This is a genomic window from Thalassoglobus sp. JC818, assembly GCF_040717535.1.
Taxonomy (GTDB): Bacteria; Planctomycetota; Planctomycetia; order Planctomycetales; family Planctomycetaceae; genus Thalassoglobus.
Map to the genome: position 1 here is coordinate 14,334 of NZ_JBFEFI010000005.1, position 26,375 is coordinate 40,708.

A 26,375-nucleotide genomic window follows, 5' to 3' on the forward strand; every position below is an offset into this window, starting at 1 on the left:
ATCAACTACGGGCAGGTCATCGCGCTCAAACACTGTCCACCGTTTGATGAATGTACAGATTGGGGATCATGATGAAGCGTTGGATTGCGCTCAGTCCGCTACTACTCTTGCTCGCGATGTTTGTTGTGTCAGTGCCGTCCACGAGTTGGGCTCAAGACTCCGAGGAAGAGACAGTTGCTGCGGAAGTCGAAGTAGAAGAAGCGGAAGTTGAAGAGGCAGAAGAAGAAGTTCCAATGACAGTCGATGGTCTCAAGGCTGACCTCGACTACACGATCAACACATTGATCATGATGCTCTGTGCGGTGCTCGTCCTCTTCATGCAGGCCGGGTTCGCGATGGTCGAAGTTGGGTTAAACTCTCAAAAGAACACCGTCAACATCCTGTTTAAGAACCTGATGGACCTGTGTATCGGCGTGATGTTGTTCTGGCTGTTCGGATTCAACCTGATGTATCCCGGAGATGACTACGCCGGTGAATGGTTGACCAAATTCACACCGTTCGTGGCACTTCAGGAAACACCAGACTACGACTATGGCTTCAGTGCATCTGCCGACTTCCTGTTCCAGGTCGCATTTGCTGCAACCGCAGCGACAATTGTTTCAGGTGCTGTTGCTGGTCGAATGAAGTTCACTGCTTACCTCGTCTACAGTGCGATCCTGACAGGATTCATTTACCCAATCAGCGGAATGTGGAAGTGGGGTGGAGGTGCTCTTGCTGAAATGGGCTTCCAGGACTTCGCTGGTTCGGTTGTTGTGCACGCAGTCGGCGGATTTGCAGGACTCGCTGGAGCAATTGCTCTTGGACCACGTCTGGGACGTTTCGGTTCGGATGGTTCTTCGAAACCAATTCCAGGACACAACCTTGCATTCGCTGCTCTTGGCGTCTTCATCCTGTGGGTCGGCTGGTACGGATTTAATCCTGGTTCACAGCTCACTTACTCAGGAGCATTGAACGCACAAGCCACCACCTACATCGCACTGACCACAACACTGGCCGCTGCTGCAGGATCTCTGACTTCCATGATCCTTGCCTGGGCGATGTTCGGAAAGCCTGATCTGACGATGGCGTTGAACGGTGCACTAGCTGGCTTGGTGGGAATCACCGCAAACTGTGACCGTGTCAGCCAGATCGAATCTGTCATCATCGGTGCTGTCGCTGGTCTTCTCGTAGTCCTGGCGATCGTTGCTCTGGAGAAGTTTAAAATCGACGATCCCGTTGGTGCCTTCCCTGTTCACGGCGTCTGCGGTGTCTGGGGTGGTCTGGCGACCGGAATCTTCGGCGACATTCCTTCTGACGACTTCCCGGACATGACTCAAGTTGGCTTCTTCATGGTCCAGCTCAAGTCGACAGCCATCATCTGTGTCTGGGCATTCGTGACAATGGCCATTGTCTTCTATGCACTCAAAGCGACTGGAAGTCTCCGAGTCACTGAAGAAGAAGAAGTGCAAGGTCTCGACATCAACGAGCACGGAATGCACGCTTACACGACGACTTAATTGAACGCAGTCTCAGCAGCAAGAGGCATCACGCTGAACCCGTTTATGCCGCCTCTGGACATGGATTGTCCAGAGGCGGTTATTTTTATTTCTGGCTCGCAGTATTTGCTGCCAGATAGGGAAACGCTAAGAACGAAACACACTCAGCGAAATCATTTCAGCTGAAACATCATCTTGGCGTTCTCTGATCATGCGAATCGAGAGAACAGTACGAGTTGTTCAACCGAGATGGTGAACCCAGCCTCCGGGAGACAACGCTGACAATTCGTTTCCAAGCTGGATTTGGATCTGAGTTCCCGCAACACACCTTCCGAGACGAGTGACCGGGGTCCCCAGCAACTCTCCCGCTTCCTCTAACCGCTCAGCAGCTTCGGAGTCGACGGTGAAGAGAAGTTCGAAGTCTTCCCCGTCAGTCAAAGCATGTGCGAGCCGTTTCTCGAACGAGAGGCTGTCATCAACGTCTTCGTGAATGGGAACGCGGTCCGCCTCCATGACAAATCCAACTCCGCTACGTCGGGAGATGTGCAGAAGATCGCCAGCTAATCCATCGCTCACATCAAGCATCGAAGTCGGTTGGTAAATTGCGAGAAGTTCTCTCGCTTCTGCGATGCGAGGAGTGAACGACAAGTGCCGCCCGGACTCCAAAGATCCGCCCAATCGACCGGTCACGAACAACGCGTCGCCGACTTTCGCGCCCGACCGCAAGACGGCCCCTCCGGACTCAACTCGGCCAAACACAGTCACGCTGATCATCAAAGGCCCGTCACAGGAATTCGTGTCTCCCCCAGCGATACTGACATTCCAGGTCTCTGCAAGTTCAAAGATCCCGGAGCACAAACGCTCAACATCCGCGCGTCTCAAGCTTTTGGGAATCACGAGACCGAGCAATGCCGAAACGGGAACAGCTCCCATGGCAGCCATATCGCTCAGATTCACTGCGAGTGATTTACGTCCGACGAGATCGAGTGAAGTTTCCCGAAGAAAGTGTGTTCCCTCGACAAGGCAGTCGACAGCGGTGACCCACTCCCAGCCTGACTCCGGACTGAGAATCGCTGCATCATCTCCGATCCCAAGCTTCAAACCATGGGTCGATGACGACTGTTTGGCGATCCAGTCAATCAGATCAAATTCTGGCCGATTTGATGACTTGGGTTTGTCGCTCATTTTCCGCCTGCAGATCACTGAGGTCAAAGAACGCGACACTCACCGGACGACGCGCTGAGTCCTCCAGTTCAGGGATCAAGGGACTCAATCGCAGCTTGACGCTCTACTCTTTCGCGCTGGCGACATTGACGTACACTTTCAACGCGGATCGATCGTTGGAGAGTTTGTCCATGATCGCTGCAGGGTCGTCGAAGCCGTCGATCGGCGTCGTCAGAATTCGCTCTGTCACTCCGGGGAACATCACCTCCGCAAGAGCGAGATCGGCGATTCCCTGATTAAAGTGGTCACGGTTTCCATTCACGCTTCCCACGAGAAGCTTGTTTCCGAGAACCCACTCAAGGTTGACCGCGTCCGAAGGATAATCGTGCAGGAGGTTCTTCCCACCGGTCACACTCGTCCAGACCAGTGCACCATTGCGAGCCAGAAATCGCATCGCATCGAAAGCAACGCGGCTACTGCCTGTTGCTTCAACGACGAGATCAGGAGATCCGACGCGTGATACGAGCTGCTCCATCGTTTCCTTCTGCGTACTCACGTATTCCGCGCCGTATCCGTTGGCGATTTCTTCCTTAAGCCCCGGATTGGGAGTTCTCGCGATCACGTAAACTTCCAAACCTCGCAGGCGAAGCATCATCGCTGTCAACAAGCCGATCTGCCCTGCCCCTGTGACAAATGCGAGACGAGGTTTCCAGACCTGTAAGCGAGTCTGTGCCAAGTAAGCCTGTTCGATGGCTTTCGCACACACACTCACCGGCTCAGCCAAAACTCCCAGCTTTCGCAATCCCACAGGAACCTTGACGACGAACTCACAATCGTCGACGACTTTTTCAGTCATGAACCCGTGACGCAGGTTGATTCCGCGCTCGTAATATTCGTCGTGGCTTGTGATGTCGTTCCGACCGATTTTGTCGAACAAGCTCGGGCCGGGACGTCGAACGGTACACGAACAAAAATCGCCGGGCTGAACGTTTGTGACGTTCTCTCCGACTGCTTCGACAATCCCGAAAAACTCGTGGCCAATGACCAGATGGCTGTCTCCTTGCGGAGCTTGGCCATATAAGCCTTCGTTGATTTCAGCGTCGGTGGCATCGACCCCGACCTGCAGAGTTTTCATCAGCACCCCACGTCCCCCGGGAATGAGATCAAGACGTGGTTCTGGGATTTCGGTCACATGAGCGCTGTTCTCCCGACCTGGTGTGACAGCAAGAGCTTTCATAGATGAATAATCCGGAAATATCTGTAGTGTGTTCCGTCGTATTGAAAATGATTGAAACGCAACAGCATCGCAGTGCATGGCAGTTCGTGTCAATTGTTCGGCGAAGATTCACTCTGAATAAACCGAAACGTCTCATTGTTCAGAAGTGGGGGTTGTTCCTATAATTTGCCTTTCCACCCTCCCAGCAGAGGGTCAATACGACTGCATCCGGGAAAAGATCCGTCCGATTCCATTCCATTGGGAAATCTTCCGGGGCTGACGAACCGGACCTGCCACACTATGAAACCTGAATTTATCCGCAACTTTTCGATCATCGCGCACATCGACCACGGAAAGAGCACGCTGGCCGATCAGCTTCTTCTCAAAAGTGGAGCCATTACCGCACGCGAATTCCATGAACAGTTGCTGGACGACCTCGATGTCGAACGGGAACGCGGAATTACAGTCAAAGCACGGGCAGTTGCAATCGACTACACCTACAAAGGCGACACGTATCAGCTCAATTTTATTGATACGCCCGGACATGTCGACTTTCACTACGAAGTTTCTCGAAGTCTGGCTGCGTGTGAAGGTGCGCTCCTCGTCGTTGATGCATTTCAGGGAGTCCAGGCCCAGACAGTTGCGAATGCATACGCTGCGATTGAAGCTGATCTCGAAATTATTCCGGTCGTTAACAAAATCGACTTGCCGGTCACACGTGTCGAAGAGGTGCTGGAAGAAGTCGAGAACATCATCGGTCTCGATTCGTCCGATGCCATCAAAGTCAGCGCGAAGCAGGGAATCGGCATCGAAGACTGTATCGAAGCCATCATTAAGAAAATTCCCGCTCCGAAAGGGAATCCGGATGCCCCGCTCAAAGCACTTGTCTTCGATAGTAAGTACGACCCATTCCGCGGCGTGGTGACTTATGTTCGTATCGTGGAAGGAACGCTCCGTAAAGGAGATAAGATTCGTTTCATGAAGAAGAAGTCCGTTCAGGATGCGAATGAAATCGGACAGTTCCGCCCCAACATGACAGCCTGCCAGTCTCTCGGCCCCGGTCAAGCTGGCTACATCATTACCGGCGAAAAAGTTGTCGGCAATATCTCCGTCGGGGATACGGTCACACTGCAGGGCGAGCCAGCGACCGAAGCTCTTCCCGGGTACAAGTCACCAAAGCAGATGGTGTACTGCGGAATGTATCCAATTGACTCGAAGGACTTCGAAAAGCTTCGAGACGAACTCGAACGCATGTCATTGAATGACGCGAGTTTTTCGTTCCTGCCGGAAACCAGTGACGCTCTCGGATTCGGGTTTCGTTGCGGGTTTCTTGGAATGCTGCATATGGAGATCATTCAACAGCGACTCGAACGCGAAGCTGATGTCGGTCTGATTCAAACTGCACCGAACGTCACGTACGAGCTCAAACTGAAGTCCGGCGAGGTTGTGAAACTTGACAATCCCGCCGATGTCCCCGATTCCGGGCAGATCGAAGAGTTTCGAGAACCAATCGCGCGAGTCACGTTCATTCTTCCAGCATCCAACATCGGAAGCGTGATGCAGCTTTGTGCTGATCGTCGAGGGGAATACAAAAACACTGAATACCTCGGAACAGACCGGGCTCAGCTCAGCTATGAATTGCCGCTCGCGGAAATCATCTACGATATGCACGACAAGCTGAAGTCGATCACGCGCGGCTACGGAACGATGGACTATGAAGTCATTGGTTTCCGCGACAGTGACCTCGTCAAGCTGGACATTCTTGTTAAAGGCATGCTGGTCGAAGCACTCGCACAAGTTGTTCACCGCAGCACAGCTGAGCGACGAGGTCGTGCAACGGTGAAGAAGCTGAAAGAAGAGATCCCGAAACACCAATTCGAAGTCGCACTGCAAGCTGCAATCGGCGCACGAGTTATCGCCCGCGAGACGATTTCCGCACTTCGAAAGAACGTGACGGCCAAATGTTACGGGGGCGATATTACCCGAAAACGCAAGCTTCTTGAAAAGCAGAAAGAGGGTAAGAAGCGAATGAAACAGTTCGGACAGGTCGAAATTCCTCAGAAGGCATTCCTGTCTGTTCTCGAAGCTGGCAAGGACGGATAACGGACAGAGAATCGCTAAGTCTCGATCGTCGACTCGAATTCCCGTTAGAAGTCGATCGACGTGTTCAGGCTTGGCGTGATGCTCACGTGGCTGCAAGAAATTTGAATAATGTCTCGCCAGATCCTACTTGTCGACAATTACGACAGCTTCGTTTTCAACCTGTCGAGATATTTTCAGGAGTTGGGCTGCGATACAGTCGTTGTTCGCAACGATCGACTCGATTGGAATGAGCTTGATTCCAACCCTCCGGCAGCCATCGTCATATCTCCGGGACCATGTTCGCCGAGCGAGGCAGGCCAATCGGTTGAGCTTGTCGAGCGGTACTCAGCAAAGATTCCGATTCTCGGCGTATGCCTCGGGCATCAGGTCATTGCGAGCGCTTTTCATGGGAAAGTCGTCCGTGCTCCGAAGCCGATTCATGGCCAGGCATCATGGATTCACCATGACCAAACCGAACTCTTCGAAGGCTGTCCCGATCCATTAAGAGTTGCGCGGTATCACTCTCTAATCGTCGACTCCGCTTCTCTTCCGAGCGAATTGACTGTCACATCGACCACGGAAGATGGCCTGATCATGTCGTTCAAGCATCGCGAACACCCAGTCTACGGTGTTCAGTTTCACCCCGAATCGGTGCTCACCTCGTGCGGACACCGGCTTCTCGTGAACTTCCTGAATCTGGCCAAAATCGAATCGTCTCTGCCGGATGCGATGAGAGATCACGACTCCGAACTTGGAATCAACTCAGACTTCTTCAGTCGTGAAATCGCCGGAGAACTCGGACGCCCGATGTAAAACGGGAGCAGCACTCCATAAGGATGTTCTCTCGGGACGATGACTTCACCGAACGGATTGCATGAGATGGCGGCGCAGGGCATCGATGGCTGTCTTGGCAGCCTTGCTCTTTGTAATCGCTGGATTGCCGGACCATTCCATGATCTCAGATCGTTCGAGATCCGGGCCAAGCAACAGCAACGGAATTTTAGAACTCATTCTGCCGGTTCCGTCTGTGGTGACCGCTTCTGATCCAATCGCGATCACGAAGTCAGCATTCGTTCTCGAGCGAATCGACTCCGCTTCCTGTTTGAGTGAGTCTTCCGAAATGACTGCAACAGCCCCGCCGCGATAACATTCGGCCGCATCGACAACATGAGCAATTCGCTGAGCGAGCAAGCCGGCAGTGGCGTGTTCGACCGTTGCGAAAGTCAGATCAGATTTGAGGAGAAGTCGAATCACGGCATCTTCTAACTCTTCGTCCTCGACGCCGAACACGAAGTCGCCAAGCCGATCGCGAATAACACTCTCGACCGACTCGATCTTCTTCAGACATTCATTTTCAGTCGTGCCGTGAGCGTTAATGCGAAGAGTGATCGTCGCTTCGTGAGCTGTGATCCCCACTTCCGGATCGCTTCCTCGTTCGGTCAAAGTGCCGAGAATCTCCTCAACGGCTGACTCTCCCAGTCCAAAGCAGTTAATGCGTGCCCGACGAATGACGGTTTCTCCACCCGGCAAGCGTGGCCGAACCTGTTCGAGAAACATCTTCTTCATCTCGGATGGAACTCCCGGAAATGCAGCGATGAAACAGTTCGGTTGGTCATCTCGCGGAACCTCAGCCCAAATTCCAGGAGCAGTGCCGACAGGATTCACGATGGGCTCGCTCCCCATCGGAAACATCGCCTGAATACGATTTCGTTCCGGCATTTCGCGTCCACGAGATTGGAAGAACGACTCGAGGTGCTGCATCGACTCCGCGTGTTCGACCAGATCAACATCCATCAGCCCCGCCATGGCGTGCCGTGTTAAGTCGTCGAGCGTCGGTCCCAGACCGCCGGTAATACAAATCAGGTCCGCCCGGCTGACAGCGATCTTCAACGCTTCCACATTCGCGTTTAAATCATCAGCGATAGTCGTGTGATACAGACACGAAATCCCAATTTCTGCGAGCCGAAGACTGAGCCACTGGCTGTTCGTGTCCAACTTTGCACCAGAGGTCAGTTCAGATCCGATCGCAATGATCTCAGCATTCATTTTTATTCTTTCAGTAGTGCGGCTGCCGATGTTCGAACTTCATCCATGAGTTCGTTCAAGTCGTCTTCAGTTGTCAGCGGGTTCATCAATGTCGTGCGAAGCGCTGCCCGTCCATCCAGATGTGTTTGAACAATATAGAACTTTCCGGACTCAATCAGTTTCCATCGGATGCGTCGATTCAGTTCACCGACCTCCGCGTCATTCAAACCGTAGGACGCAGACGGGAGATACTGAAAAACCTGAATATTGGCTTGAGGCTGATGCAGCGGGACAAAATCCTCCGCAGCTTCCAGCTTCCGGTTGAAGATCTGCGTCATCTCAAAAGTAACGTCAACGAGATCCGAAAAGATTTGCGTGCCGAAGAGCGACCATACTCCCCAAAGTCCGTAAACGGCGGCTCGCTTTGTACATTCGACGGTACTCACACCGCTGTCGATCTCTGCCATTCCCGGAGTCGACGGATCGAAGAGATAAGGCGCGTCCTGCTGGAACGCGGCATATCGATGAGCCTTCTCGCGGTAAAAGACGAAAGCACACAGCGCTGGAACGAACATCATTTTGTGTGCATCACAAATGAAGCTGTCCGATCGTTCGATTCCGGCAATCAAATGTCGATGTCGCTTGCTCATCGAGACTGCCCCCCCGTGAGCTGCATCGACATGCATCCAGACGTCGTGTCGACGACAGACATCGGCGATGTCGTTTAATTGATCGAAGGCACCAATCGGAGTTGCACACGCCGCCGCAGAAACCGCAAGGATGGGACGGTTGTCTCTCCGAAGCTGGGCGAGTTGCTCATCAAGAGCTTGCGGGTCAATCCGTCGTTGCTGATCGAGCTTCGCTTTCAGACAGTTCTCTGTCCCGATTCCCAGAATGCCTGCCGACCGTGTGACACAATAGTGCGAATCAGCATGTGCAACGAGAACCGGCAGTTGCTTGCCGTCAAAAACTCCTCGCTGCCACGATTCCGGAAAAACCGTATTCCTCGCTGTCAGCAATGCAGTCAAGTTTGCCAGCGATCCACCGTGAGTAACGAGCCCGTCGAATGTCCCGGGAGTGAGACCAATTTCTGCTCCCCAACGTTCAACGAGCGCCCGCTCAATCGATGTGATCCACGGTCCCATCTCGTAAATCGCCATCACCTGATTCGTGATTGCTCCGAGCGCATCAAACAGCCCGGCAATTGGAATCGAGGCTGGGACCTGATGGCCGATATAGCGAGGATGGTGGAGGTTATGACCTCGGCCGATTGCGAGATCGATGAGCTCTTGAAAGCGTTCAGAGAGTGACTCTTGTGAAAGCTCCGTCTGAGAATTCAACGTCTCACGGGCCACTGGCAAGTTGTCTGCGGGTGGAGCCCAGTTGAGTACAGAATGCTCTCTCCGCTGCAGCTCCGCCAGGTGCGAACTTAATCGTTCGATGAGATCAGTTCCCAGCGACCTGACTGAGTCGGGCGAATACGCAGCCGCGATACGACTTCGCGCATCATCGAACGCGTCTGGATTCATTGTCTCACTCTGTTCAGTAGACTTCGATGAAGTCATGTCAATCTCTTCGACGCGGTTTCTTACCTGCTTCCAGCTCTCTCAGCGATGCAATCAGTAATCGCTGAATTGCTCAACAATGGGCACGCATTCAATTTCGGAGACGATTTTCTTGGACGTCGGCCAGTCCGCTGAACGTCCATCCAAGAACTGCAAAGACATTTGCAGGTACCACCGAAATTGTTTCAGAACGAACTCAATCTTCTAGCGGCGCTCTCCAGTAGTGACCGTTGCGAGACAACAACTGATTGGCTCCCTTAGGCCCCCACGTCCCAGCTGGGTAAAGTTCAGGACGGTGATCCGGTTGAGCCCATCGATCGAGAATGGGATCCACAAACTTCCAGGCTGCTTCCAGTTCATCGCTTCTGGTGAAGAGTGTTGAATCGGCACGCATGACATCGAGCAAGAGACGCTCATAAGCTTCCGGCAGCGAAACTGCGAGTTGCTCTTCGAAGTCGAAGTCCATCTCGACTGGCTGCACCTGATACTGCATTCCCGGCCGCTTGGTTGAGAACGTCAGCGAAATTGCTTCATGCGGCTGGATACGGAACACCAGCGTGTTCGGATGAGCTTTCGCAGGCTCACACAGCGAACCTTCACATTCAACAGTGTCAAACAATTGCAGCGGAGGAAGCTTGAACTGAATTGCAATTTCAGTCACTCGTGATGGCATTCGCTTTCCAGTTCGGAGATAGAATGGAACCCCTGCCCAACGCCAGTTGTCAATCGCTGCCTCCACCGCAACAAACGATTCTGTTCGCGAGTCCGGATCGATGCGGTCTTCATCGAGATAGGCTTTGACCTTCTCTCCCTTGATCGAACTGGCAGCATACTGGCCAGCGACTGCCCAAGAGTCGACTGATCCGGAACGTCCTGGTTGAAGAATCTGCAGGACTTTCAGCTTCTCATCGCGAATGTGTTCTGCCTCGAAAAGCGACGGAGGTTCCATGGCGACCAGACACAAGAGTTGGAGCGCGTGGTTCTGAAGCACATCTCGGAGTGCACCGGATTGGTCATAGTAACCACCGCGCCCTCCTTCGATTCCCTGAGTCTCCGCCACGGTGATCTGAACATGCTCGATATGATTGCGATTGAAGAGTGGCTCAAAAATCGCATTGCCGAATCGAAACAGCAGGATGTTCTGAACGGTCTCTTTTCCGAGGTAGTGATCGATTCGATAGATCTGATCTTCTTTTAACAACTTGTTGAGATCAGCACTGAGTTGTTTGGCCGACTCCAGATCACGACCAAATGGCTTCTCGATCACCACTCGCATCTTCGATGCATCAGGTGGGACTAACCCAGCCTCGGACAGATTTTCGACCGACGGCAGGAACAAATTCGGCGATGTCGCAAGGTAGACCACTCGATTGCCCGGGAGTTCTCGCTGTTGCTCCAACTCCTCAATCGTCGACTTCAGCTTGACGTAGTCTGCTTGAGTGGTGAGATCCGTTTCGACGTAGAACAACATCGAAGCAAACGCGTCCCAGTACTCATTGAGCACATTCTCAGCGACCTGTTCACCTACCTCGGAACGCATCTCTTCTCGAAACTGGTCGTGTGTCTTTTCTCTGCGAGCGACGCCCACAATCAGACACTTCTGGGCGAGGTAACCTTCCCGGAAAAGCTTGAACAGCGCCGGAACCAGTTTCCGACCTGTCAGATCTCCAGATGCTCCGAAGATCATCAATGTGGAGTCGTCAATCTGAAGCTGTGGGACTGGTGTGTCTGACATTGTGTCTTCAATTCTCACTGGTAGGTAGAAATTCCTGTCCGAAAGACGATATCTTCCTTTATTCGCATTCATTTGTCAGTCGACTTCTCAAGGAAAATCGAGATCCTGAGAGAGCCTTTCAATTCACGTCTGCCAATATGTTTCTTCATCTTCAACCTGCTTTGAGAGATTCGATGAGAGAGGGTGTTCGGTTGATCCGCATGTTCAAATGGGGTTTCAGTCTGATCTTGGTCATCGGCATCACTGGGTGCGGATTAGGTACGTATGAAGAGCGACTGGCTGCGTCTTCGGATTTCAATTCCTACCTGCAGCGAGTGGACGCCAACCTGACATCTCCAATCTGGGAACGGGCAGATCTGGGCATCAAAATGCGGTTGCCGCTGCCTTTCGAAGCTCCGATGAGTCCTCCCCCGATGATCACAGATCAGGACGGAAATTCGACATACGGACCGGATGACCGTCAGCCACCGAGACTGGGCGTGGCACTTCCTGGAATTGTTGATGCCTGGAAGGCAGACCTCCCCGGCGAAGGGGGAGGCATGACCGAAGCAAGAATTTTCGTTCTCTCCAACCACTCCCGCTTTCGAAAGATTGAAGGCGCCTTCGCCGAAGCTCCCAACGAATTTTTGAATGACGTCGAAGCCGCCCTCGAACTCGCCTTCAACGTGTCACTCCCTGAAGGGGAAGCCAACAGCCCGGTCGACAATCTCCGCTATCGCTACACTGTGCCGCAGCCGCAGAGCGATTCTCTCAAATACGTCTCAAAGAAAGACTTCACAGCAGTCCGATTTGCATCTGATCAACCGGTACAAGCCCAGTTGTACGAGCTAACATCAGGTGATATTCAGGTCGCTGTCGTTATCGTCGGCCCTACATCGTTTACTCCGCGTTTTCGACAACGTCTCGAAATGGCATTGCAGACGCTGCAAGTTCGTCCTGGAACCGGTGAATCCGCTGCGAAAGAATCAGGTGGCCGACGAGGCGGAGTCTCCGGCTTCTGACGGATTTTACAACAGCCGCTTCACGCTGTGCCTCGCCGACAGCAAGACCTTGGATACGGCACGGGCATTTCAAATTTGATGACGCGAAGCCTGAATTCGCGATCTGCAATCTGTTTCAATACTGCTTCACTCCGGAATGAAGCGTCTCTCCGGGTGAATGAGTCTCTGTCGGTGGACGCACATTGATTTAATCCGAACCCGAGTTAAAAAAGTTCATGCACAAATCAATCAAATTCATCCTTTGCGGATTACTCCTCTTCACCACAGCTGGCACATCTTACGGTCAGGAGACTGAACAAGCTGCCGACGATCGCCCGACCCCGAACATCGTGATTGTCTTCACCGACGATCAAGGATACGCGGACCTTGGCTGTTTCGGAGCGACCGAATTTGAAACCCCCAACATCGACCAGATGGCACGTGAAGGTCGCCGATTCACAAGCTTCTATGTTTCCCAGGCAGTCTGCGGAGCATCTCGTGCTTCTTTACTGACCGGTTGCTATGCGAATCGAATTGGGATGTTGGGAGCCCCCAGCCATTCTGCTCGCCATGGAATCAACCCGAACGAGGTTTTGATCCCTGAACTCTGCAAGCAACAAGGGTATCGAACTGCGATGTTTGGCAAATGGCACTTGGGCCATCACTTGCAGTCACTTCCTCTACAGAACGGCTTCGATGAATACTTCGGCCTGCCATATTCGAACGACATGTGGCCGTACCATCCAACGAGCAAAGCGTTTCCAGACCTTCCGCTCTATGAAGGCAACGAGATTATCAATCCCAAGGTCACACCAGACGATCAGGTCTTCTTAACAACCTGGTACACAGAACGGGCTGTCGACTTCATTGACCGGAATCCATCCAACCCATTCTTCCTGTACGTTGCTCATTCTATGCCACACGTTCCACTCTTTGTCTCCGAGAAATTCGAAGGTAAAAGTGAACAGGGGCTTTATGGAGATGTCATCTCTGAGATCGACTGGTCCGTCGGTGAAATCCTAAAAGCACTGAAAAGAAACAACATCGACCGCAACACGCTTGTCATCTTCACATCTGACAACGGTCCCTGGCTCAGCTATGGAAATCACGCAGGCTCTGCTGGCGTACTCCGAGAAGGAAAAGGAACGAGTTGGGAAGGTGGCGTTCGAGAGCCATGCGTAATGCGATGGCCCGGCCAAATCCCAGCTGGCACCGAATGTCATGAACTCGCTGCGACGATCGATCTCTTCCCGACGATTGCCGACCTCATTGGGGCGAAACTTCCTGAGCATCCCATCGACGGGAAAAACATCTGGCCACTCATGTCAGGTGTAGAAGATGCCCAAACACCTCACGAATATTACTGCTATTACTGGGGGAATCACCTTCACTGCATCCGCTCCGGCCCATGGAAGCTTCACTTCCCTCACAGCTACAGAAGCCTAAAAGACCACCCCGGAAAAGATGGAACTCCCAGCGAGTACTATCAGGCAGAGACTGATCTGGCGCTCTATAACCTCGACTCGGATCTCGAGGAACAAAACGACGTCAAAGAGCAACATCCGGAGATTGTTCAGAAACTCAAGGAGTACGCCGAACAAGCTAGGGTTGAACTCGGCGACTCAGCTATGAAAGTCAAAGGCTCCGGCTATCGCGATCCTGCACGCTTCGACGGGCCACCCTCCAAGTAGTGCAAACCAACTCGACGAGAACGTCCAAACCGTTCAGCGACCTGAAAGACATCACGAGTCGCTTATTGAGATCGAGTATTAGTTTGCTGTCCCGTGAGTTGGTTATCGACTTACTGAACGACGGCAAACATACATTGCGAAGCTGAAGACCGTCTGAAAACAGCCTCGACTCTGCCCAAAATCGTTATGCTTGTTTAGAAAGTTCTTCGTGAGCAGGCGCGATTCAACCCGAAATACCAATTCAAGAGTCGTCTACGAGCCTTTGAAAGCAGTTGAGTAGCAATTTTATTGCCATTAGCCCATTTATAAGTTGAATATTGATTGACAGATCACTAACTTCCATACACAACGAGTCGATGCGGGCGCAGACAAGACTTCGTTCACAGACAACTTATACGTCAACACACCTCAACGGAACGTTGACATTAGTACAGTAACACTCTCGAAGTGCTACCCGTGAACGTTGAACAATTTTATGTCGAGTGAAAACAAGGGCTTTTGGCGCATCGCCAGGAGCCCTTTTTTCTTTATGAAATTTTCCAGTTGGTGTCGAAAGACATCCCAAGAACAAGCTTAACTGAATTGAGCAGGAAGAGTCACAATGGCTAAGAAGAAAGCATCCCAGGGAGCGTTTGTCATGTCGGCCGAAATGCGAAAGGTCGTCAGCGAAAACCCCGAAATCAAAGGCAAAGACGCAATCGCACTTCTCAAGAAGCGATTCCCCGGCGAGAAGATCAACGAGAACTCCGCAAACGTTGCGTTCTCGAACGCACGTAAGGCCATCGGAGTCTCCGGAAAATCCACCGCACCTGCTGCCTCCAGCACTCCAACTCGACGACCAGCAGCTGCTAAGACGCAGACCGCTAAGACACAGACTGGCAACTTCAGCGTTCTCGAAGCTGCTAAGGATCTCGTCGAAGCGGCTGGCGACTCGCAGACCGCAATCGAAGCACTGAAGCAACTCGATAAACTGCAGGTTGGCAAGTAAAAAACGTGGTGACCTGGTTTTCGACTCCTGTACAAGCAGTTGAACCGAAAACCACGACAAACAGTCCAAGCGAGTGGACCGGTTAGAGCAACGCGCTCGAGACCAGTTTAATGGTCTCCCGGCACTCGCCTGTACTGGTGACTTCTTTGCGCGAAACCGCTACGCGTGCCATTCTCGACACGCCGTCTCGACGACTTCATGGCCACTCACCACGCTTATGAGCACTTGGTGATTAAAGCGTTGCTGATTGTGGGAAACTCTGTGAACGCCGCCCTTACTGATCCCTCGACATCCCAATCTGCTTGACGCAGTATCTCTATCTGCAATGATCAACTTGGCCACTCGATCGTTCTTCCGAAAGTAACTCGAAAGCTACTTTCAACGATTCAACTCTTCTGAAGCGTTCGGTCAATCGCCTCGCGAGTTACGTCCCGCATCTCTATTTGAACTGCGATCAGCCTCACGATTCAAGCTGTTCCAAAGCGGATAGAACAATAGAAATTGTATGCTTATCAGCGTCGCCAAAATGGAAACTCCGAGGAGCCCAGTACCGATCGCTCCATAAAGTAGAAAGAGAAACGGAATCCCGCCCAGCAGAACGATCACTACACAACTGCATAGAAGAATTCCAACATTCAGTCGAGACTCTTTCGCAGGATGACCATCGTTAGCAAACTGTCGATCGAGGTTGTTCATGACTCATTCTCCCGAAGCACACCATCCAGTTAAGCTTCCAGATCACACTAAGAATGACTTCCTTAATCGTATGACCTCCAACTAAATTGGACAACGAGGTCTTAAATCAATCATGCTCAAGTTGTGACTGCTTATTGTCATTCCTTGAGATGAGAAACCCAACAATCACAACCGTGATCAGCGACAGGACGCACTTCAGGACATAAGGGTAAATAGGAGCTTCGTCGCCTAAAGTCGAGAATAGTCGATTCTTCAAGTCGAAGAACAGTAATACCAGCAGATAGCTCGATGGAAGAGTCATCAACGACACACGAATCGAACGAGGTATTTTCATTTCATTCCCTATTTCAAACTATTTGGCTGATTCGTGCTCACTTCATTCGTTCGATTTGTCGTTCAGTTCGTCATCGACTATTTGTCCGTGTTCTTAGCGTCTCCGGAAATTGCCCTTCCTGGAATGTGTTCTCGCTTGGCTATCCACAATGCAATGCCACAACTGAAGCGAGACCGATGATAAAAACGAGAGACCTAGACTTCGAGGTCAATTCATCGCAGCGAAAAACATGAGCATCCCGAAAACAAACCAGACGGCTTGAACGTCTGATTCTTCCATTTACTAGCCCCGTCGCTTCACGTCTAGGTGTTCCTGCCAAGTCAATCGGCCGTCAGCTGCCTCTTCATCTCGCCTTCTGTAAATTCAGTTCATGGGGAGCATCCAATGCGTGACGAGAAAGTGCGTCCCTAACTCGAAAAAGCCAGCCGGTATAGCTGAACCCCCGTACCGAATTGTCCACTTTGGTGAAAGGGCTCAATGACTCCTGAATTGGCCAGACGTTCCAGAGTCTGCTTCCAGTCATCAAAGTCTTCATTCGTTTTGAACCTGGACTCTCAATATTGGACCAAGCGCCATACGTCGATTCCATCAGGATGGTACAGGAACCCAACGTGAACATTACCCCCCCGCCGTGATACATCGTGGACCAATCTTCTCCATCGACTCGGACAGAAACGGGCAACGTGTCTCTAAACGTGAATTCACTCGCTGAGGGGTCAATGTGTGAATGCGCTTCCAGAACCAGTTTCTGCTGAATTGCGACGTACTCTCGCATGATTTCAAAAACTCTCGTATCAGAAGAGTCAGCATCGGGATTCATCACATTTCTCGATCAAGCAGCTTCGAAGTCGTAGAGGCCGAAAACACATCCGAACGATATCAGAGATACAAAGAGACTGCCGCTCTGCTCAGAATGTTCACATGAAAGCCCCCCTCAAAGCGGTCATTTGTAGTTATTGAATCCATCGAGGCGACGGATATGCCGGTCACTCAATGCAGCGACACCCAGTAGATCAAGATTCGCGAGAGAGAGTGAATACTGGAAAGTCCAGAGTCGTCGTAGAAGAACTCGACACCCCAATCGCCCCTAAACCGGGGGTTCTTCGTACCAACAGCCCAGTTAGTTTTACTTCCTCCAGGTACCCAAACCTGAAGGGTCAGTAGAAGTCGTGTCACCTTCCAGCGAATTGGAAGAAGAGAGCGGAGAGAGGGGGATTCGAACCCCCGGTCCTGTTTCCAGGACACAGCATTTCCAGTGCTGCACAATCGGCCACTCTGCCATCTCTCCGAAGAAAACAGACCAAGCGGGCCTGTCCATCTTTTTCCGCCGCGATGTCGGCGATCCACCTGTTCGGCGGTCGTCGCTTTTCGAGAGTGAGACTCAAGAATCTCGCTCCCAGCTGGCGGAAGTGAAAAACTTAGTTCTCGCGAGGGATGTTGTCAATCAGGTTCGGCCATTCACGTCGAATCTCCCTCAGACTGGAAGATTTGGGCCGGATTTTCCCCTTGAGGAGAATGTTTGCGTCGACCAAAACGATTCCAAATGTGTTGCGTTCGATGGCCAACGGAATTTGGATCGTGTTGCTTCTCGAGTTCTGCGAGCATGGCACACTCGCTTACTCTTTGGGAACCCTGAAGAACTGCAGCTTCGAAATCTGTAGGGAGACTTCGGCTGGTTACAGTTTTCAAATTGGCTTCGATCGAAAGAAACTGCACGAAATGTTCGCAACCGTTCGATGATATTCAATGATAATCTCTATGTCGCAATCCGGATTTGGGCTGCGCGTATGTGTGAGTTCACACGCTTAGAGAAATCGGAATCTTGAAAAATGGAGGATTTCGAAGAGAGTCGCCCCAATTGACGCGGTGACGGACGTTGATCATCCATTTTCTCGTGATATTTGGCGAATGGAGAACAAAGATGGGGCGAAACTCAGCAGCTGGTTGCGGGATGAATGCATCGCACCAGAAGATCTTCTTCCAGGTTGCTCGTTCGCTGAAAGTCTGGATTCTAGTCCGGGCGACGAACCCAGAGTCGTTGCAATTCATCGGTCCAGATTACCCGGACGTCGTTCCGAAACCCCTGCTCTGCAAGGCGAAGACGGCTGAGAAAGGTCCGCATGCCGGTCTCGTCGTTTGCCCCATGATGGTGCCTGATTCCTTTTCGATTCCTCGCTATGATCGAGCGGTGAGCACCTGGAATTCGTGGGCTCCGCATTGGGTTTCGTCGACGATGGAGCAGTCGTTCCGAAAAGACCGTGACTTTGGTGCTCCGATCGATTTCATGCAGAAGCTCTATCCCGGAATCCGAAGAGATGGACTTCCTGATTCATACGGAGTGATCGACTCGACACACGACCCGCGATATGGATGCGTGGTTCTGCTCGAAGGCGGTAGGCGTTTTCTGATTCACGGAGACTACGACCTGTACGACGTCATCGATCCGGAAGATCCTCGCGACGTTTCCCTGTTCATTCGAAAAGTGAACGGGGCCAAGTCCGCTTACGGGCGACGCACGCACGAAGTGCAGAAACTTCTCAATCAGGGGCTGGGGGCAGAGATGGTCCAACACGGCGAAGACCTTGCTTGGTACGGATCTCACAGCAACGACATGATTCTCGCATTCAGCCCGGACCCATCCGGCGGCGGCCTGCTGGTCGTTCATTCGTTTGGGCAGGGTCCGCGTGCGATTGAGCGTGTCTTTCGTGAAGCATTCGAAGGCCGTAAACCGGGCGGAAGTCATTCTCGCGACTGAGGATGCGTCGCTGAGAGTCTTCGCCTTCACACTCTAGTGGTTGCCCTGAACTCGCTTGATCGTGTTTCGGTTAATGAGAGTTGCATCACCTCGTTGGAATTGATGCAAGCTTTTGACGAGACGCGTGATGCGATCGAAAGAGCTCTCAGAATTCGATCGAAAATCGGGACGCAGAATCGAGCTGCGTCTGAGATAGTCGTGAGATCGATCTCGCGAACACATTGCCTGTGGGTAGAGGTTCGCGACGAGAGTTTTTGAATTGAGCCCGGCGTCGTAGCGATCAGCCGCCAATCAATACGGTCGGAAGGCCGAAGACGATTGAGCCACCGTGAGCTGTCATGTCGCCCATTCTCGCGGCCGGCTTTTTGCCGATCAGACAGGTGACTGAACCCTTGATGATCACGTCTGGAGGTCCGACGCAGGTGGCCATGTCGCCCATTCTCGCAGCTGGAATTCCGCCGATCAAACAGGGCAGTCCCCCTGGCGGGAGAATTGGCCCGCCAACATGGGGGACGACTCCCGTGACCATCGGGCAAACATGCATATCTGTCACACGTGCTGCGGGCTGTCCCATTGCGCTTCTCCTCGATGTTTTAACTGCGGCTTCATTGTCGATCGCTGACTCGGATTGATCAACAGGATTGTCTTTAAAGACTTAAAAAGGCTCTTTGCAGTGTCTCAATGGTCAATCCGGTCCATTTCGTGGGATTCTGCGAGCAGCCGCACCTGAAAAGACTCTCCAGGACGCGATTCTCGTGGAATCCTCAGACTCTCGGCGCACGAATTTCCCGCCAAGACACATACCAGTATCGTGGCAGTCGAAGCAACGTTTCGTACTTTCTTCTAAGATCCGGCCAGAAATCGACAACTTCTTTCAGAATGCCGATCCATCGCTCGTCGAGCTGCCTGAAATCAGCGGTGAAACAGAAATTTCGATTTTCACCCAGAAACCACGCAACCCATTCGAGGAATCTTCGAGAATAGGGGTGTCAGCATCAAGCGGGCAACAAAAAACTGGACGCAAACGCGACCGGTTGCACCTGAATCACTCACCTTTTCACTTTCACTCAGGAGACGTTCACATGGCAGCTTTCATGAAACTCGGCGACATCAAGGGCGAAGCAACAGACAACGATCACAAGGACTGGATCATCATTCAGTCGATGAGTTCTCCGATCTATCGCTCGATCCCTGAAGGTGCCAAAGACTCACAGCGAACAAAAGGGGAAACGACTCTCGGAGACGTTGTTGTCGTTCGCGAACTCGACAAGTCGTCCACCAAACTTCAGGAAGCTTGTGCCAACGGAACGTTCTTCGACGAAGTGGAAATCCACTTCTGTACGACCGTCAAAAACAAGCAACAGCCTTATCTGACTTACAAACTCAAAGACGTCGTCGTCACCAGCTACAGCTTCCACGGAAACTCAGCAGGCGACCCGATTCCGAGCGAAGAAATCACACTCGGTTACACCGAAGTCGAATGGACCTACATCACTGTCGATCCTAAGACTGGCGACAAGAGCGGCAACGTTCCTGCGAAGTACAACCCTGGAAAAGGAGCGTCGTAGGGTCACGAACATGGTCCTCACGGGGCCAGTTCGGCGACATCCTCATCCGGTCCTTCAGCTCTCGCGTGAGCCTGCTGCATTCGATGAAATGAGCATTCACTCTCGCGAATCGCTGAAAACCGGAGGGGAAGACGTTCGAAGAGTGTTCTTGAAACCTGATTACCAAGTCGTTTCTCGATACACTCGTCGAGACGCAAAGAATTTCGGAAGAGTTCTCATGCACCGGATTGCTGTGTCCTTCGACCGCTCGTCTCTGGATTTGCGGTTGAAGCCACAGCTTTTTTTGTGGTCACATTAAGCCGGTCCAAGATCGGTCAGGCAGAACTGAAGTCATCAAGTTTGAAAGCGATTGCCGGTGGACGTTAAAAATAAGAAGTCCCGCTGGGTCGTGCCGTACGAAAAAGGTGTGAAATGATCGAGTTGAAACAAGATGATCGACCGCTGCAGATGACGAGCCCATTCGGAAGCGATGCCGTCGCTGAGTCTTTTAGTGGCGAAGAAATGGTGAACGGGCTGTTCCATTTCGATATCGAAGTCCTCTCCAGGAAGGATGACCTCGATCCAGCTGCCGTCCTCTTGAAACCGATCGACATCAAAGTTCGGACGGCTGACGATGATTGGCGGTTCTTTAACGGAATCGTCAAGTCGTTCCGATACAGCGGCGGAGACGACCGTGTCCATTACTATCACATGGAAATCGTCCCCTGGTTCTGGCAATTGACGAAGTCGATGAACTGCAAAGTTCATGAATCGGCCGGTGGAAAATCGGTCAAGGAGATCGTTTCGGGTGTCTTCGACGAAAGCGGCTTTACTGACTATGAATGGAACTTGAGAGGTACTCCACCCAATCGCGACTACTGCCTTCAGTACCGCGAGACCGATTTCGAGTTCGTCAGCCGTCTGTTGGCTGAGGAAGGAATCTTCTACTTCTTCACACATGAAGAGGGAAAACACACGCTCCACCTGGTCGACAGTGCTGCTGACTGCAGCGACTGCCCAGAGAGCGAAGTAAGACTGAACTTTCTGCTTTCAACCACAGATTCCCTCGATCATCTCGCCAGTTGGCAGCATATCCGCGAGGTAACGACCTCTGAATTCAAGCTGACGGATTATGACTTCGAAGATCCACAAGCCACGGAAAACTTTCTGACCGAGGAACAGACCGTTGTCGAAACGATGAGCTCAGCCGGCTCAACTGTTTACGATCATTCTTCATCCTCAGCAGCTGTCAAACCGAACTCCGCTTTGCTCAAGACTCGCGTTCAAAATCGAATCGAAGCTGAAGAAGCTGACCACGAGACACTCTTCAGTTCCAGCGATCGCAGAACGTTCTATGCAGGAGGGAAGTTCACAGTCACCGAACACTTCGCCAAAGCTGAGGCCGGTACGAATTGGCTGTTGCTGAATGTTCAACACCGTGCTCACAGCGGCGGATACCTCGCCGGAGCTGGCGCGATCTCAGGTGTCTACTCAAACACGTTTCGTGCGATTCCCAGCGACAAAAATCCGCGGCCCCGCTACGCTCGCACCAAACCGATGATTCATGGGATTCAGTCAGCAGTCGTCGTCGGCCCTAGCGGTGACGAAATTCATACCGACGAATACGGTAGAGTCCGAATCCAGTTCCACTGGGACCTTGAAGGTGGAAAAGACGAATCGAGTTCGTGCTGGGTTCGAACGGTGACTCCGTGGGCGGGCACGAACTGGGGAATGATCGCGATTCCACGTATTGGACAGGAAGTCGTCGTAAACTTTCTGAATGGCGACATCGACAGTCCGGTCGTGATGGGCATGCTCTACAACAAGGACAACATGCCTCCGTACGCCTTGGATGACAACAAGACTCAGTCCGGAATTAAGACTCACAGTACCGTCGGCGGCGGGGACGACAATTTCAATGAACTTCGTTTCGAGGATAAGATCAACGAGGAAGAGGTTTACCTTCACGCGGAACGCGACTTCAATTGCGTGATCGAGAACAACGAAACTCGAGAAGTCGGCTACGAAAAGTCCGAAGAAGGAAACCAGGAAGTAAAAATCTACAACAATCAAGAGCTGACAGTCGGGGTTGGCAACTCCAACGGTGGAAGTCAAACGATCAAGATTGGCAAAGACCGTACGGTAACGCTCAACACCGGTGACGACTCACTCACGATTTCTCAGGGAAATCAGAAAACTAAGGTCTCACTCGGGAAGATTGAAACCGAAGCCATGCAATCGATCGAGCTGAAAGTCGGCTCGAACAGCATCAAGATTGACCAAACAGGCATTACACTCAAAGGAGTGATGGTCAAAATCAAAGGCGATGCCATGGTCGAGGCGAGTGCCCCAATGACAAATGTGAAAGCTGACGGAATCCTGGTCGTCAAAGGCGGAATGACCATGATTAACTAGCGCCGTCTGAATCGGTTCACCGAGAGACTTCAGACCGAGACCTCAATCCAAATGCCGTGAGAGATTCATCTGATCGGCCGTTCACAATGCCCTTATCGAGAAAAAAGCAAATCCTTGGTCAATCATTCGAGCGAGTTCACGAGAGCAATAACTGCTTTCCTGAATTCGCCCGAATTGATTTCGTAACCGAGCAAACTGCTTGAAGATGGAAGGATCAGACATGCCCGTTCAGCTCCATGTTGCCGCGGGGGATCACACTCACTGGCTTGTCGATCTGGTTGAGGGCCAAAAACTTGTGATTGGTCGGAGCCCTGACGTGGATCTCTCCTTCGAAGCCGATTCACAAATGTCGGGCAGACATCTCCAGATTTCCTGTTCAGGTGAAACGGCACTGATCGAAGACTTGGGAAGCACGAACGGAACATTCGTCCGTGACAACCTCGTGACTTCTTCAACGCTGGCAAACGGTGATACGTTTCGCTGCGGGATCACAGAGTTCGTCATCAAAACAGTTACCAACGATGCAGCTGAAGCTTCCGCCCCAGCTGCGCAAACCGTCGTCCCCGCAGCAGCCGGTGGAGGCGCCGCAGCTGCTGCCCCGCCAAAGTCGGCCGCTCCGGTTTTCGTGGGTGTGTCGCTGCAGGTTGAGGGTTTCATCGAAGAGACCGCACCGCAAATTCTGGAACGGTTTCAGCTCGCCGATGCTTTTCCTATCGCACCAAATCCCGATGAAACTCCCGAGAGCTTTGCAACCCGACTTGTTGAAACTGAAGAAGCCAATCACTGCGTCACTTTCATGGCTTACGCTCTGCCGAAGCGAGCAGCCGTCTGGTGGCTGACGAAGTGCATTGAAGAAGTCGAAAGCATTCATGGTGAAGAAGATCAGAAGCTTCTCGAACACGTTCAAAAATGGGTCCTCGATCCGAGCGATGAACTCCGCCGTCACGGAATGCAGCAGGCAGAACTTCTCGAAATGTCCACACCTGCCAGTTGGGCTGCGGTGGGAGCGTTCTGGTCAGGAGGAAGTATGGGGCCAGTCGACACTCCGGTTGTCGAACCGAAGGACGAGCTCTTTGGAAAAGCAATCTCTGGCGGGACAATTCTGGCTTCTGTCTTTCAAAAACCGGAGATGGCGTTCGAGAAACAGAAGTACTTCACAGAGCTTGGATTGAAAATCGCATCCGGCGAGATGAGCCTGTAAGCCAATTGGGATCACGCCGCTGATTTGCAGTTACTGATTGTGTACACGAATTCGTGACATGCCATGCGAGAGTGCGGATTCAGAATCTCGGCGTTGGAAAATCCTCGGATTGTGATTACGCTCTGCGTATTTCCCGGGCGTTTGACACGAGTATGATATGAGTTCTCATTCAATTCATTGGGGTGAAGGGGTCTTCCTTCGTCCCCAGCACTTCCAGCTTGCTGATCAGCTTCAGCGCGAGGCATTGTCGATGTCTTGCCGCTGGGAGAACGCGTATCACTATGGCATTCATCATCTCGTGATTGATCGCGACTCGCTTGCTAACTGGCGTGTCTCAATTTCGGAATGCCAGGTTCGTCTGCCCGATGGAACTTCGGTTCGAATGCCGGAAGACTCCCATCTGGCTGCCGAGGCAATTCCAAGAGACGCGCTGCCGAACGCAGAAGCCCGTGTCAAAGTCTATGTCGGAATTCGTGAAATTCGACGCGGAGCCAACAATGCAGAAGGAGACGGGCCAGATGTCGAATCCCGCTATCTGAAACGAGAAACGGAAGTCGCCGACGAAAATAGCGCTGGCAACGTCGAACAAATCGGGGTGCGTGTCCTCAATCCTCGCATCTTGATTGGCGACGAAGCAGCTCGTGGTTACGACGCTGTTCCCATCATGCAATTGAAACTCGGAGCTGCTGCGGAATCACCTCCTGAAATCGATCCCGACTATATCCCCCCCACGATCACTACTGAGTCGTCTTCCCAGATTTCTTACATCCTTCGCTCGATCTGTGATCAGCTGGGAGCAGAGTCGCAGCAACTTTCGCAACAAATTCGAGATCGTGGCGTCGCCTTCTCGAGCGGACACCGTGAAGATCTGGAAATGATTTCACGGCTTCAAGCTGTGAACGCCAGCCTCGGGGGAATCGCTCATCTGCCGACAAGCCGAGGGCTGCATCCCTTCCATGTTTATTCCGAACTCTGCCGGGCAGCTGGGATCACAGCCATTTTCCGTGGGAATCGAAGCTATCCGCAAATCCCAGCCTACGATCATGACAATTTGATTCTCAGCTTTCAGTTCCTGTTCCAATTGCTGTCGACCGGCGAGAAGAAAGAGCGCTCATATGTTCGCGAGCCGTTCCGGGCTCAAGGGCTCCTCATGATGGTCCGACTCAACCCCGAGTGGCTCCAACCCGATTGGAGATTCTACATTGGCGTCGAGTGTGATCTTCCAACGGCGAATGTTTCGGAACTACTTTCCGAACGAGCTCTCGGCATGAAAGTCGGAAGCACCGACGACGTCGATCAGATCTACAAAATGGGCCGTAAGGGTGTTCGCATCGCTCCCGTGGCTGATCCTCCGCGACTCTTTCCACGAGCGAACTGGCACTATTACCGTGTCGAACGGGACACCGTCTGGGCAGATGTTGAACGCACGCTCAATCTCGGCATTCGCTTCAACGAAAAGTTCGTTGAAAGTCAAATCGCAGGCGAAGACAGAATCGATGTCTTGAACCGCGACACGAACGAGAACAAGACGATGGCGTTTTCTCTGTTCGCGATGCGTCACGTCGAATCCTGAATCAGTTTGCAAGTCCGAACGCTGCCTGACATCGTGTGCGTGATGAACGAGTCAATTCTCGTTCGGATCAAATCGAATTCGGCGTGACAGTCGATGATGAATCACTCGCGACTTGGATTTGACACAGACAACTGACTCGACGATCATTCGGAAACTGAATGCAGCAAACAGGTTGAGCTTGACCCACGATTCATTCAGGTTGCAACGAAAGCTGGCTAGCAACCTGTCGTCACAGAGTCATTTCATTCCATGAAAACGAGGCTATGGCAGAAACTCTGATTACTTTGACTCAACCGTTCTTTCTAAAGTCACTCAATCTCATTAGTGATCGCAGCCACGACTCGGCTCGTGATTTGTCGCGCCTCCAGAAAGAGCTGTCTGCCGAATTGCAGGCGCTCGAGCACAAAGTCAATTCAGGACAAGCCCGGGTCTCCCCGGAAGACTGGCAGTTGGCGAAACGTGGACTCATCTACTGGGTCGACGAAATTCTCGTTCAACACATCGACGACTGGGAAGACTTCGTTCTTGAACACGTCTTCTACGACGAACGAAACCGTGCATGGAAATTCTACCTGCAAGGCGAGAACAGCCTCGTCACAGGATCTCCAGACGTAGCAGAGCTCTATTATCTGGCCGTTGTGCTTGGCTTCGTCGGTGACATTCAGGGAGCTTTTCAGGAAAAGAACACCGACATGCCCGGACACAAGACTGATCCGGATGAAGCCAGAAAGTTCTGGGCGCAGCAACTCCAATCACGATTGCATCAACACGCGTCACCGGAACTTCAAGGAAGCAAGCTGGAAGGTCACATCGATCCCTTGCCCGGCAGCAGCGGATTGACAACAGCGAGTGCAATTTTCTGTGTGATGCTTCTCTGCATGCTCGTTCTACTCTCGTGGTATCTGCTAGACCAGTAGAACGTCATGCGAAACT

General features: G+C 52.1%; 20 protein-coding genes and 1 tRNA gene. 12 read left to right on the forward strand and 9 right to left on the reverse strand.

Annotation, left to right across the window (positions count from 1 at the left end; genetic code table 11):
- Positions 1-68: 68 nt before the first annotated feature.
- Positions 69-1,496: an ammonium transporter gene (gene amt, locus AB1L42_RS14125; protein WP_367056690.1), complete on the forward strand. Its 1,428-nt coding sequence runs from the start codon at positions 69-71 to the stop codon at positions 1,494-1,496.
- A gap of 219 nt (positions 1,497-1,715) precedes the next feature.
- On the opposite strand, the gene AB1L42_RS14130 is transcribed toward amt, so the two are convergent.
- On the reverse strand, positions 1,716-2,660 hold the full coding sequence (locus AB1L42_RS14130) for a thiamine-phosphate kinase (RefSeq protein ID WP_367056693.1): 945 nt from the start codon (positions 2,658-2,660) through the stop codon (positions 1,716-1,718).
- Positions 2,661-2,763: 103 nt separating this feature from the next.
- Positions 2,764-3,876, reverse strand: coding sequence for a glucose 1-dehydrogenase (locus AB1L42_RS14135; protein WP_367056696.1), 1,113 nt, complete (start codon positions 3,874-3,876; stop codon positions 2,764-2,766).
- 279 nt (positions 3,877-4,155) lie between these two features.
- On the opposite strand from AB1L42_RS14135, the gene lepA reads away from it, so the two are divergent.
- A complete protein-coding gene (gene lepA, locus AB1L42_RS14140) occupies positions 4,156-5,958 on the forward strand; it encodes a translation elongation factor 4 (RefSeq protein ID WP_367056699.1) in 1,803 nt (600 codons plus the stop codon).
- Positions 5,959-6,066: 108 nt separating this feature from the next.
- Positions 6,067-6,750, forward strand: coding sequence for an aminodeoxychorismate/anthranilate synthase component II (locus AB1L42_RS14145; RefSeq protein WP_367056702.1), 684 nt, complete (start codon positions 6,067-6,069; stop codon positions 6,748-6,750).
- Between the two features lie 45 nt (positions 6,751-6,795).
- Here the strand turns inward: AB1L42_RS14145 and AB1L42_RS14150 are convergent, their stop codons facing one another.
- The 3 genes from AB1L42_RS14150 to zwf form a co-directional block, all read right to left on the reverse strand.
- Positions 6,796-7,983 (reverse strand): CinA family nicotinamide mononucleotide deamidase-related protein, encoded by a 1,188-nt coding sequence (locus AB1L42_RS14150; RefSeq protein ID WP_367056705.1) that lies wholly within the window; start codon positions 7,981-7,983, stop codon positions 6,796-6,798.
- A gap of 2 nt (positions 7,984-7,985) precedes the next feature.
- Entirely contained in the window at positions 7,986-9,491 is a 1,506-nt protein-coding gene (locus tag AB1L42_RS14155) for an aminotransferase class I/II-fold pyridoxal phosphate-dependent enzyme (RefSeq protein WP_367056708.1), read from the reverse strand.
- 232 nt (positions 9,492-9,723) lie between these two features.
- The gene (zwf, locus tag AB1L42_RS14160) at positions 9,724-11,262 is read right to left on the reverse strand and encodes a glucose-6-phosphate dehydrogenase (RefSeq protein WP_367056711.1); all 1,539 of its coding nucleotides are present in this window, start codon (positions 11,260-11,262) and stop codon (positions 9,724-9,726) included.
- A gap of 173 nt (positions 11,263-11,435) precedes the next feature.
- Here zwf and AB1L42_RS14165 point away from each other — a divergent pair, with 173 nt between their 5' ends.
- The 3 genes from AB1L42_RS14165 (at position 11,436) to AB1L42_RS14175 (ending at position 14,921) form a co-directional block, all read left to right on the forward strand.
- Positions 11,436-12,263 carry a hypothetical protein gene (locus AB1L42_RS14165; protein ID WP_367056714.1) on the forward strand — a complete coding sequence of 276 codons (828 nt, stop codon included), beginning with the start codon at positions 11,436-11,438 and terminating at the stop codon, positions 12,261-12,263.
- A gap of 215 nt (positions 12,264-12,478) precedes the next feature.
- A complete protein-coding gene (locus AB1L42_RS14170) occupies positions 12,479-13,933 on the forward strand; it encodes a sulfatase (RefSeq protein ID WP_367056717.1) in 1,455 nt (484 codons plus the stop codon).
- Positions 13,934-14,534: 601 nt separating this feature from the next.
- Positions 14,535-14,921 carry a hypothetical protein gene (locus AB1L42_RS14175; protein WP_367056720.1) on the forward strand — a complete coding sequence of 129 codons (387 nt, stop codon included), beginning with the start codon at positions 14,535-14,537 and terminating at the stop codon, positions 14,919-14,921.
- Positions 14,922-15,329: 408 nt separating this feature from the next.
- Here AB1L42_RS14175 and AB1L42_RS14180 read toward each other — a convergent pair whose 3' ends face one another.
- The 3 genes from AB1L42_RS14180 to AB1L42_RS14190 all read right to left on the reverse strand — a co-directional run bounded on the left by AB1L42_RS14180 (position 15,330) and on the right by AB1L42_RS14190 (position 17,239).
- Entirely contained in the window at positions 15,330-15,617 is a 288-nt protein-coding gene (locus AB1L42_RS14180; protein ID WP_367056723.1) for a hypothetical protein, read from the reverse strand.
- A gap of 106 nt (positions 15,618-15,723) precedes the next feature.
- Positions 15,724-15,951, reverse strand: a complete 228-nt coding sequence (locus AB1L42_RS14185) for a hypothetical protein (RefSeq protein ID WP_367056726.1) — start codon at positions 15,949-15,951, stop codon at positions 15,724-15,726.
- Between the two features lie 1,201 nt (positions 15,952-17,152).
- Positions 17,153-17,239: transfer RNA gene (locus AB1L42_RS14190), tRNA-Ser, on the reverse strand.
- A gap of 633 nt (positions 17,240-17,872) precedes the next feature.
- Between AB1L42_RS14190 and AB1L42_RS14195 the strand changes: the two genes are divergently transcribed.
- Positions 17,873-18,706: a hypothetical protein gene (locus AB1L42_RS14195; protein WP_367056729.1), complete on the forward strand. Its 834-nt coding sequence runs from the start codon at positions 17,873-17,875 to the stop codon at positions 18,704-18,706.
- A 280-nt stretch (positions 18,707-18,986) separates the two neighbouring features.
- On the opposite strand, the gene AB1L42_RS14200 is transcribed toward AB1L42_RS14195, so the two are convergent.
- Entirely contained in the window at positions 18,987-19,280 is a 294-nt protein-coding gene (locus AB1L42_RS14200; RefSeq protein ID WP_367056732.1) for a PAAR domain-containing protein, read from the reverse strand.
- A gap of 508 nt (positions 19,281-19,788) precedes the next feature.
- Between AB1L42_RS14200 and AB1L42_RS14205 the strand changes: the two genes are divergently transcribed.
- From AB1L42_RS14205 to AB1L42_RS14225, 5 genes are all read left to right on the forward strand, one after another.
- Positions 19,789-20,274 (forward strand): type VI secretion system tube protein Hcp, encoded by a 486-nt coding sequence (locus AB1L42_RS14205; RefSeq protein ID WP_367056735.1) that lies wholly within the window; start codon positions 19,789-19,791, stop codon positions 20,272-20,274.
- Positions 20,275-20,685: 411 nt separating this feature from the next.
- A complete protein-coding gene (tssI, locus tag AB1L42_RS14210; RefSeq protein WP_367056738.1) occupies positions 20,686-22,668 on the forward strand; it encodes a type VI secretion system tip protein TssI/VgrG in 1,983 nt (660 codons plus the stop codon).
- 220 nt (positions 22,669-22,888) lie between these two features.
- Positions 22,889-23,869, forward strand: coding sequence for an FHA domain-containing protein (locus AB1L42_RS14215; RefSeq protein ID WP_367056741.1), 981 nt, complete (start codon positions 22,889-22,891; stop codon positions 23,867-23,869).
- A 157-nt stretch (positions 23,870-24,026) separates the two neighbouring features.
- Positions 24,027-25,442 carry a type VI secretion system baseplate subunit TssK gene (tssK, locus tag AB1L42_RS14220; protein WP_367056744.1) on the forward strand — a complete coding sequence of 472 codons (1,416 nt, stop codon included), beginning with the start codon at positions 24,027-24,029 and terminating at the stop codon, positions 25,440-25,442.
- Between the two features lie 263 nt (positions 25,443-25,705).
- Positions 25,706-26,359, forward strand: a complete 654-nt coding sequence (locus AB1L42_RS14225; protein WP_367056747.1) for a DotU family type IV/VI secretion system protein — start codon at positions 25,706-25,708, stop codon at positions 26,357-26,359.
- Positions 26,360-26,375 lie beyond the last annotated feature (16 nt).

What these genes read in the sequence shown, in the direction of transcription:
- AB1L42_RS14170 (WP_367056717.1), top strand. Translation starts at nt 12,479, where the DNA reads ATGCACAAATCAATCAAATTCATCCTTTGCGGATTACTCCTCTTCACC.
- AB1L42_RS14130 (WP_367056693.1), bottom strand. Translation starts at nt 2,660, where the DNA reads ATGAGCGACAAACCCAAGTCATCAAATCGGCCAGAATTTGATCTGATT.
- amt (WP_367056690.1), top strand. Translation starts at nt 69, where the DNA reads ATGATGAAGCGTTGGATTGCGCTCAGTCCGCTACTACTCTTGCTCGCG.
- AB1L42_RS14185 (WP_367056726.1), bottom strand. Translation starts at nt 15,951, where the DNA reads ATGAAAATACCTCGTTCGATTCGTGTGTCGTTGATGACTCTTCCATCG.
- AB1L42_RS14145 (WP_367056702.1), top strand. Translation starts at nt 6,067, where the DNA reads ATGTCTCGCCAGATCCTACTTGTCGACAATTACGACAGCTTCGTTTTC.
- AB1L42_RS14175 (WP_367056720.1), top strand. Translation starts at nt 14,535, where the DNA reads ATGGCTAAGAAGAAAGCATCCCAGGGAGCGTTTGTCATGTCGGCCGAA.
- AB1L42_RS14195 (WP_367056729.1), top strand. Translation starts at nt 17,873, where the DNA reads ATGGGGCGAAACTCAGCAGCTGGTTGCGGGATGAATGCATCGCACCAG.
- AB1L42_RS14205 (WP_367056735.1), top strand. Translation starts at nt 19,789, where the DNA reads ATGGCAGCTTTCATGAAACTCGGCGACATCAAGGGCGAAGCAACAGAC.
- AB1L42_RS14200 (WP_367056732.1), bottom strand. Translation starts at nt 19,280, where the DNA reads ATGGGACAGCCCGCAGCACGTGTGACAGATATGCATGTTTGCCCGATG.
- AB1L42_RS14180 (WP_367056723.1), bottom strand. Translation starts at nt 15,617, where the DNA reads ATGAACAACCTCGATCGACAGTTTGCTAACGATGGTCATCCTGCGAAA.
- tssK (WP_367056744.1), top strand. Translation starts at nt 24,027, where the DNA reads ATGAGTTCTCATTCAATTCATTGGGGTGAAGGGGTCTTCCTTCGTCCC.
- zwf (WP_367056711.1), bottom strand. Translation starts at nt 11,262, where the DNA reads ATGTCAGACACACCAGTCCCACAGCTTCAGATTGACGACTCCACATTG.
- AB1L42_RS14135 (WP_367056696.1), bottom strand. Translation starts at nt 3,876, where the DNA reads ATGAAAGCTCTTGCTGTCACACCAGGTCGGGAGAACAGCGCTCATGTG.
- lepA (WP_367056699.1), top strand. Translation starts at nt 4,156, where the DNA reads ATGAAACCTGAATTTATCCGCAACTTTTCGATCATCGCGCACATCGAC.
- AB1L42_RS14165 (WP_367056714.1), top strand. Translation starts at nt 11,436, where the DNA reads ATGAGAGAGGGTGTTCGGTTGATCCGCATGTTCAAATGGGGTTTCAGT.
- tssI (WP_367056738.1), top strand. Translation starts at nt 20,686, where the DNA reads ATGATCGAGTTGAAACAAGATGATCGACCGCTGCAGATGACGAGCCCA.
- AB1L42_RS14215 (WP_367056741.1), top strand. Translation starts at nt 22,889, where the DNA reads ATGCCCGTTCAGCTCCATGTTGCCGCGGGGGATCACACTCACTGGCTT.
- AB1L42_RS14225 (WP_367056747.1), top strand. Translation starts at nt 25,706, where the DNA reads ATGGCAGAAACTCTGATTACTTTGACTCAACCGTTCTTTCTAAAGTCA.
- AB1L42_RS14150 (WP_367056705.1), bottom strand. Translation starts at nt 7,983, where the DNA reads ATGAATGCTGAGATCATTGCGATCGGATCTGAACTGACCTCTGGTGCA.
- AB1L42_RS14155 (WP_367056708.1), bottom strand. Translation starts at nt 9,491, where the DNA reads ATGAATCCAGACGCGTTCGATGATGCGCGAAGTCGTATCGCGGCTGCG.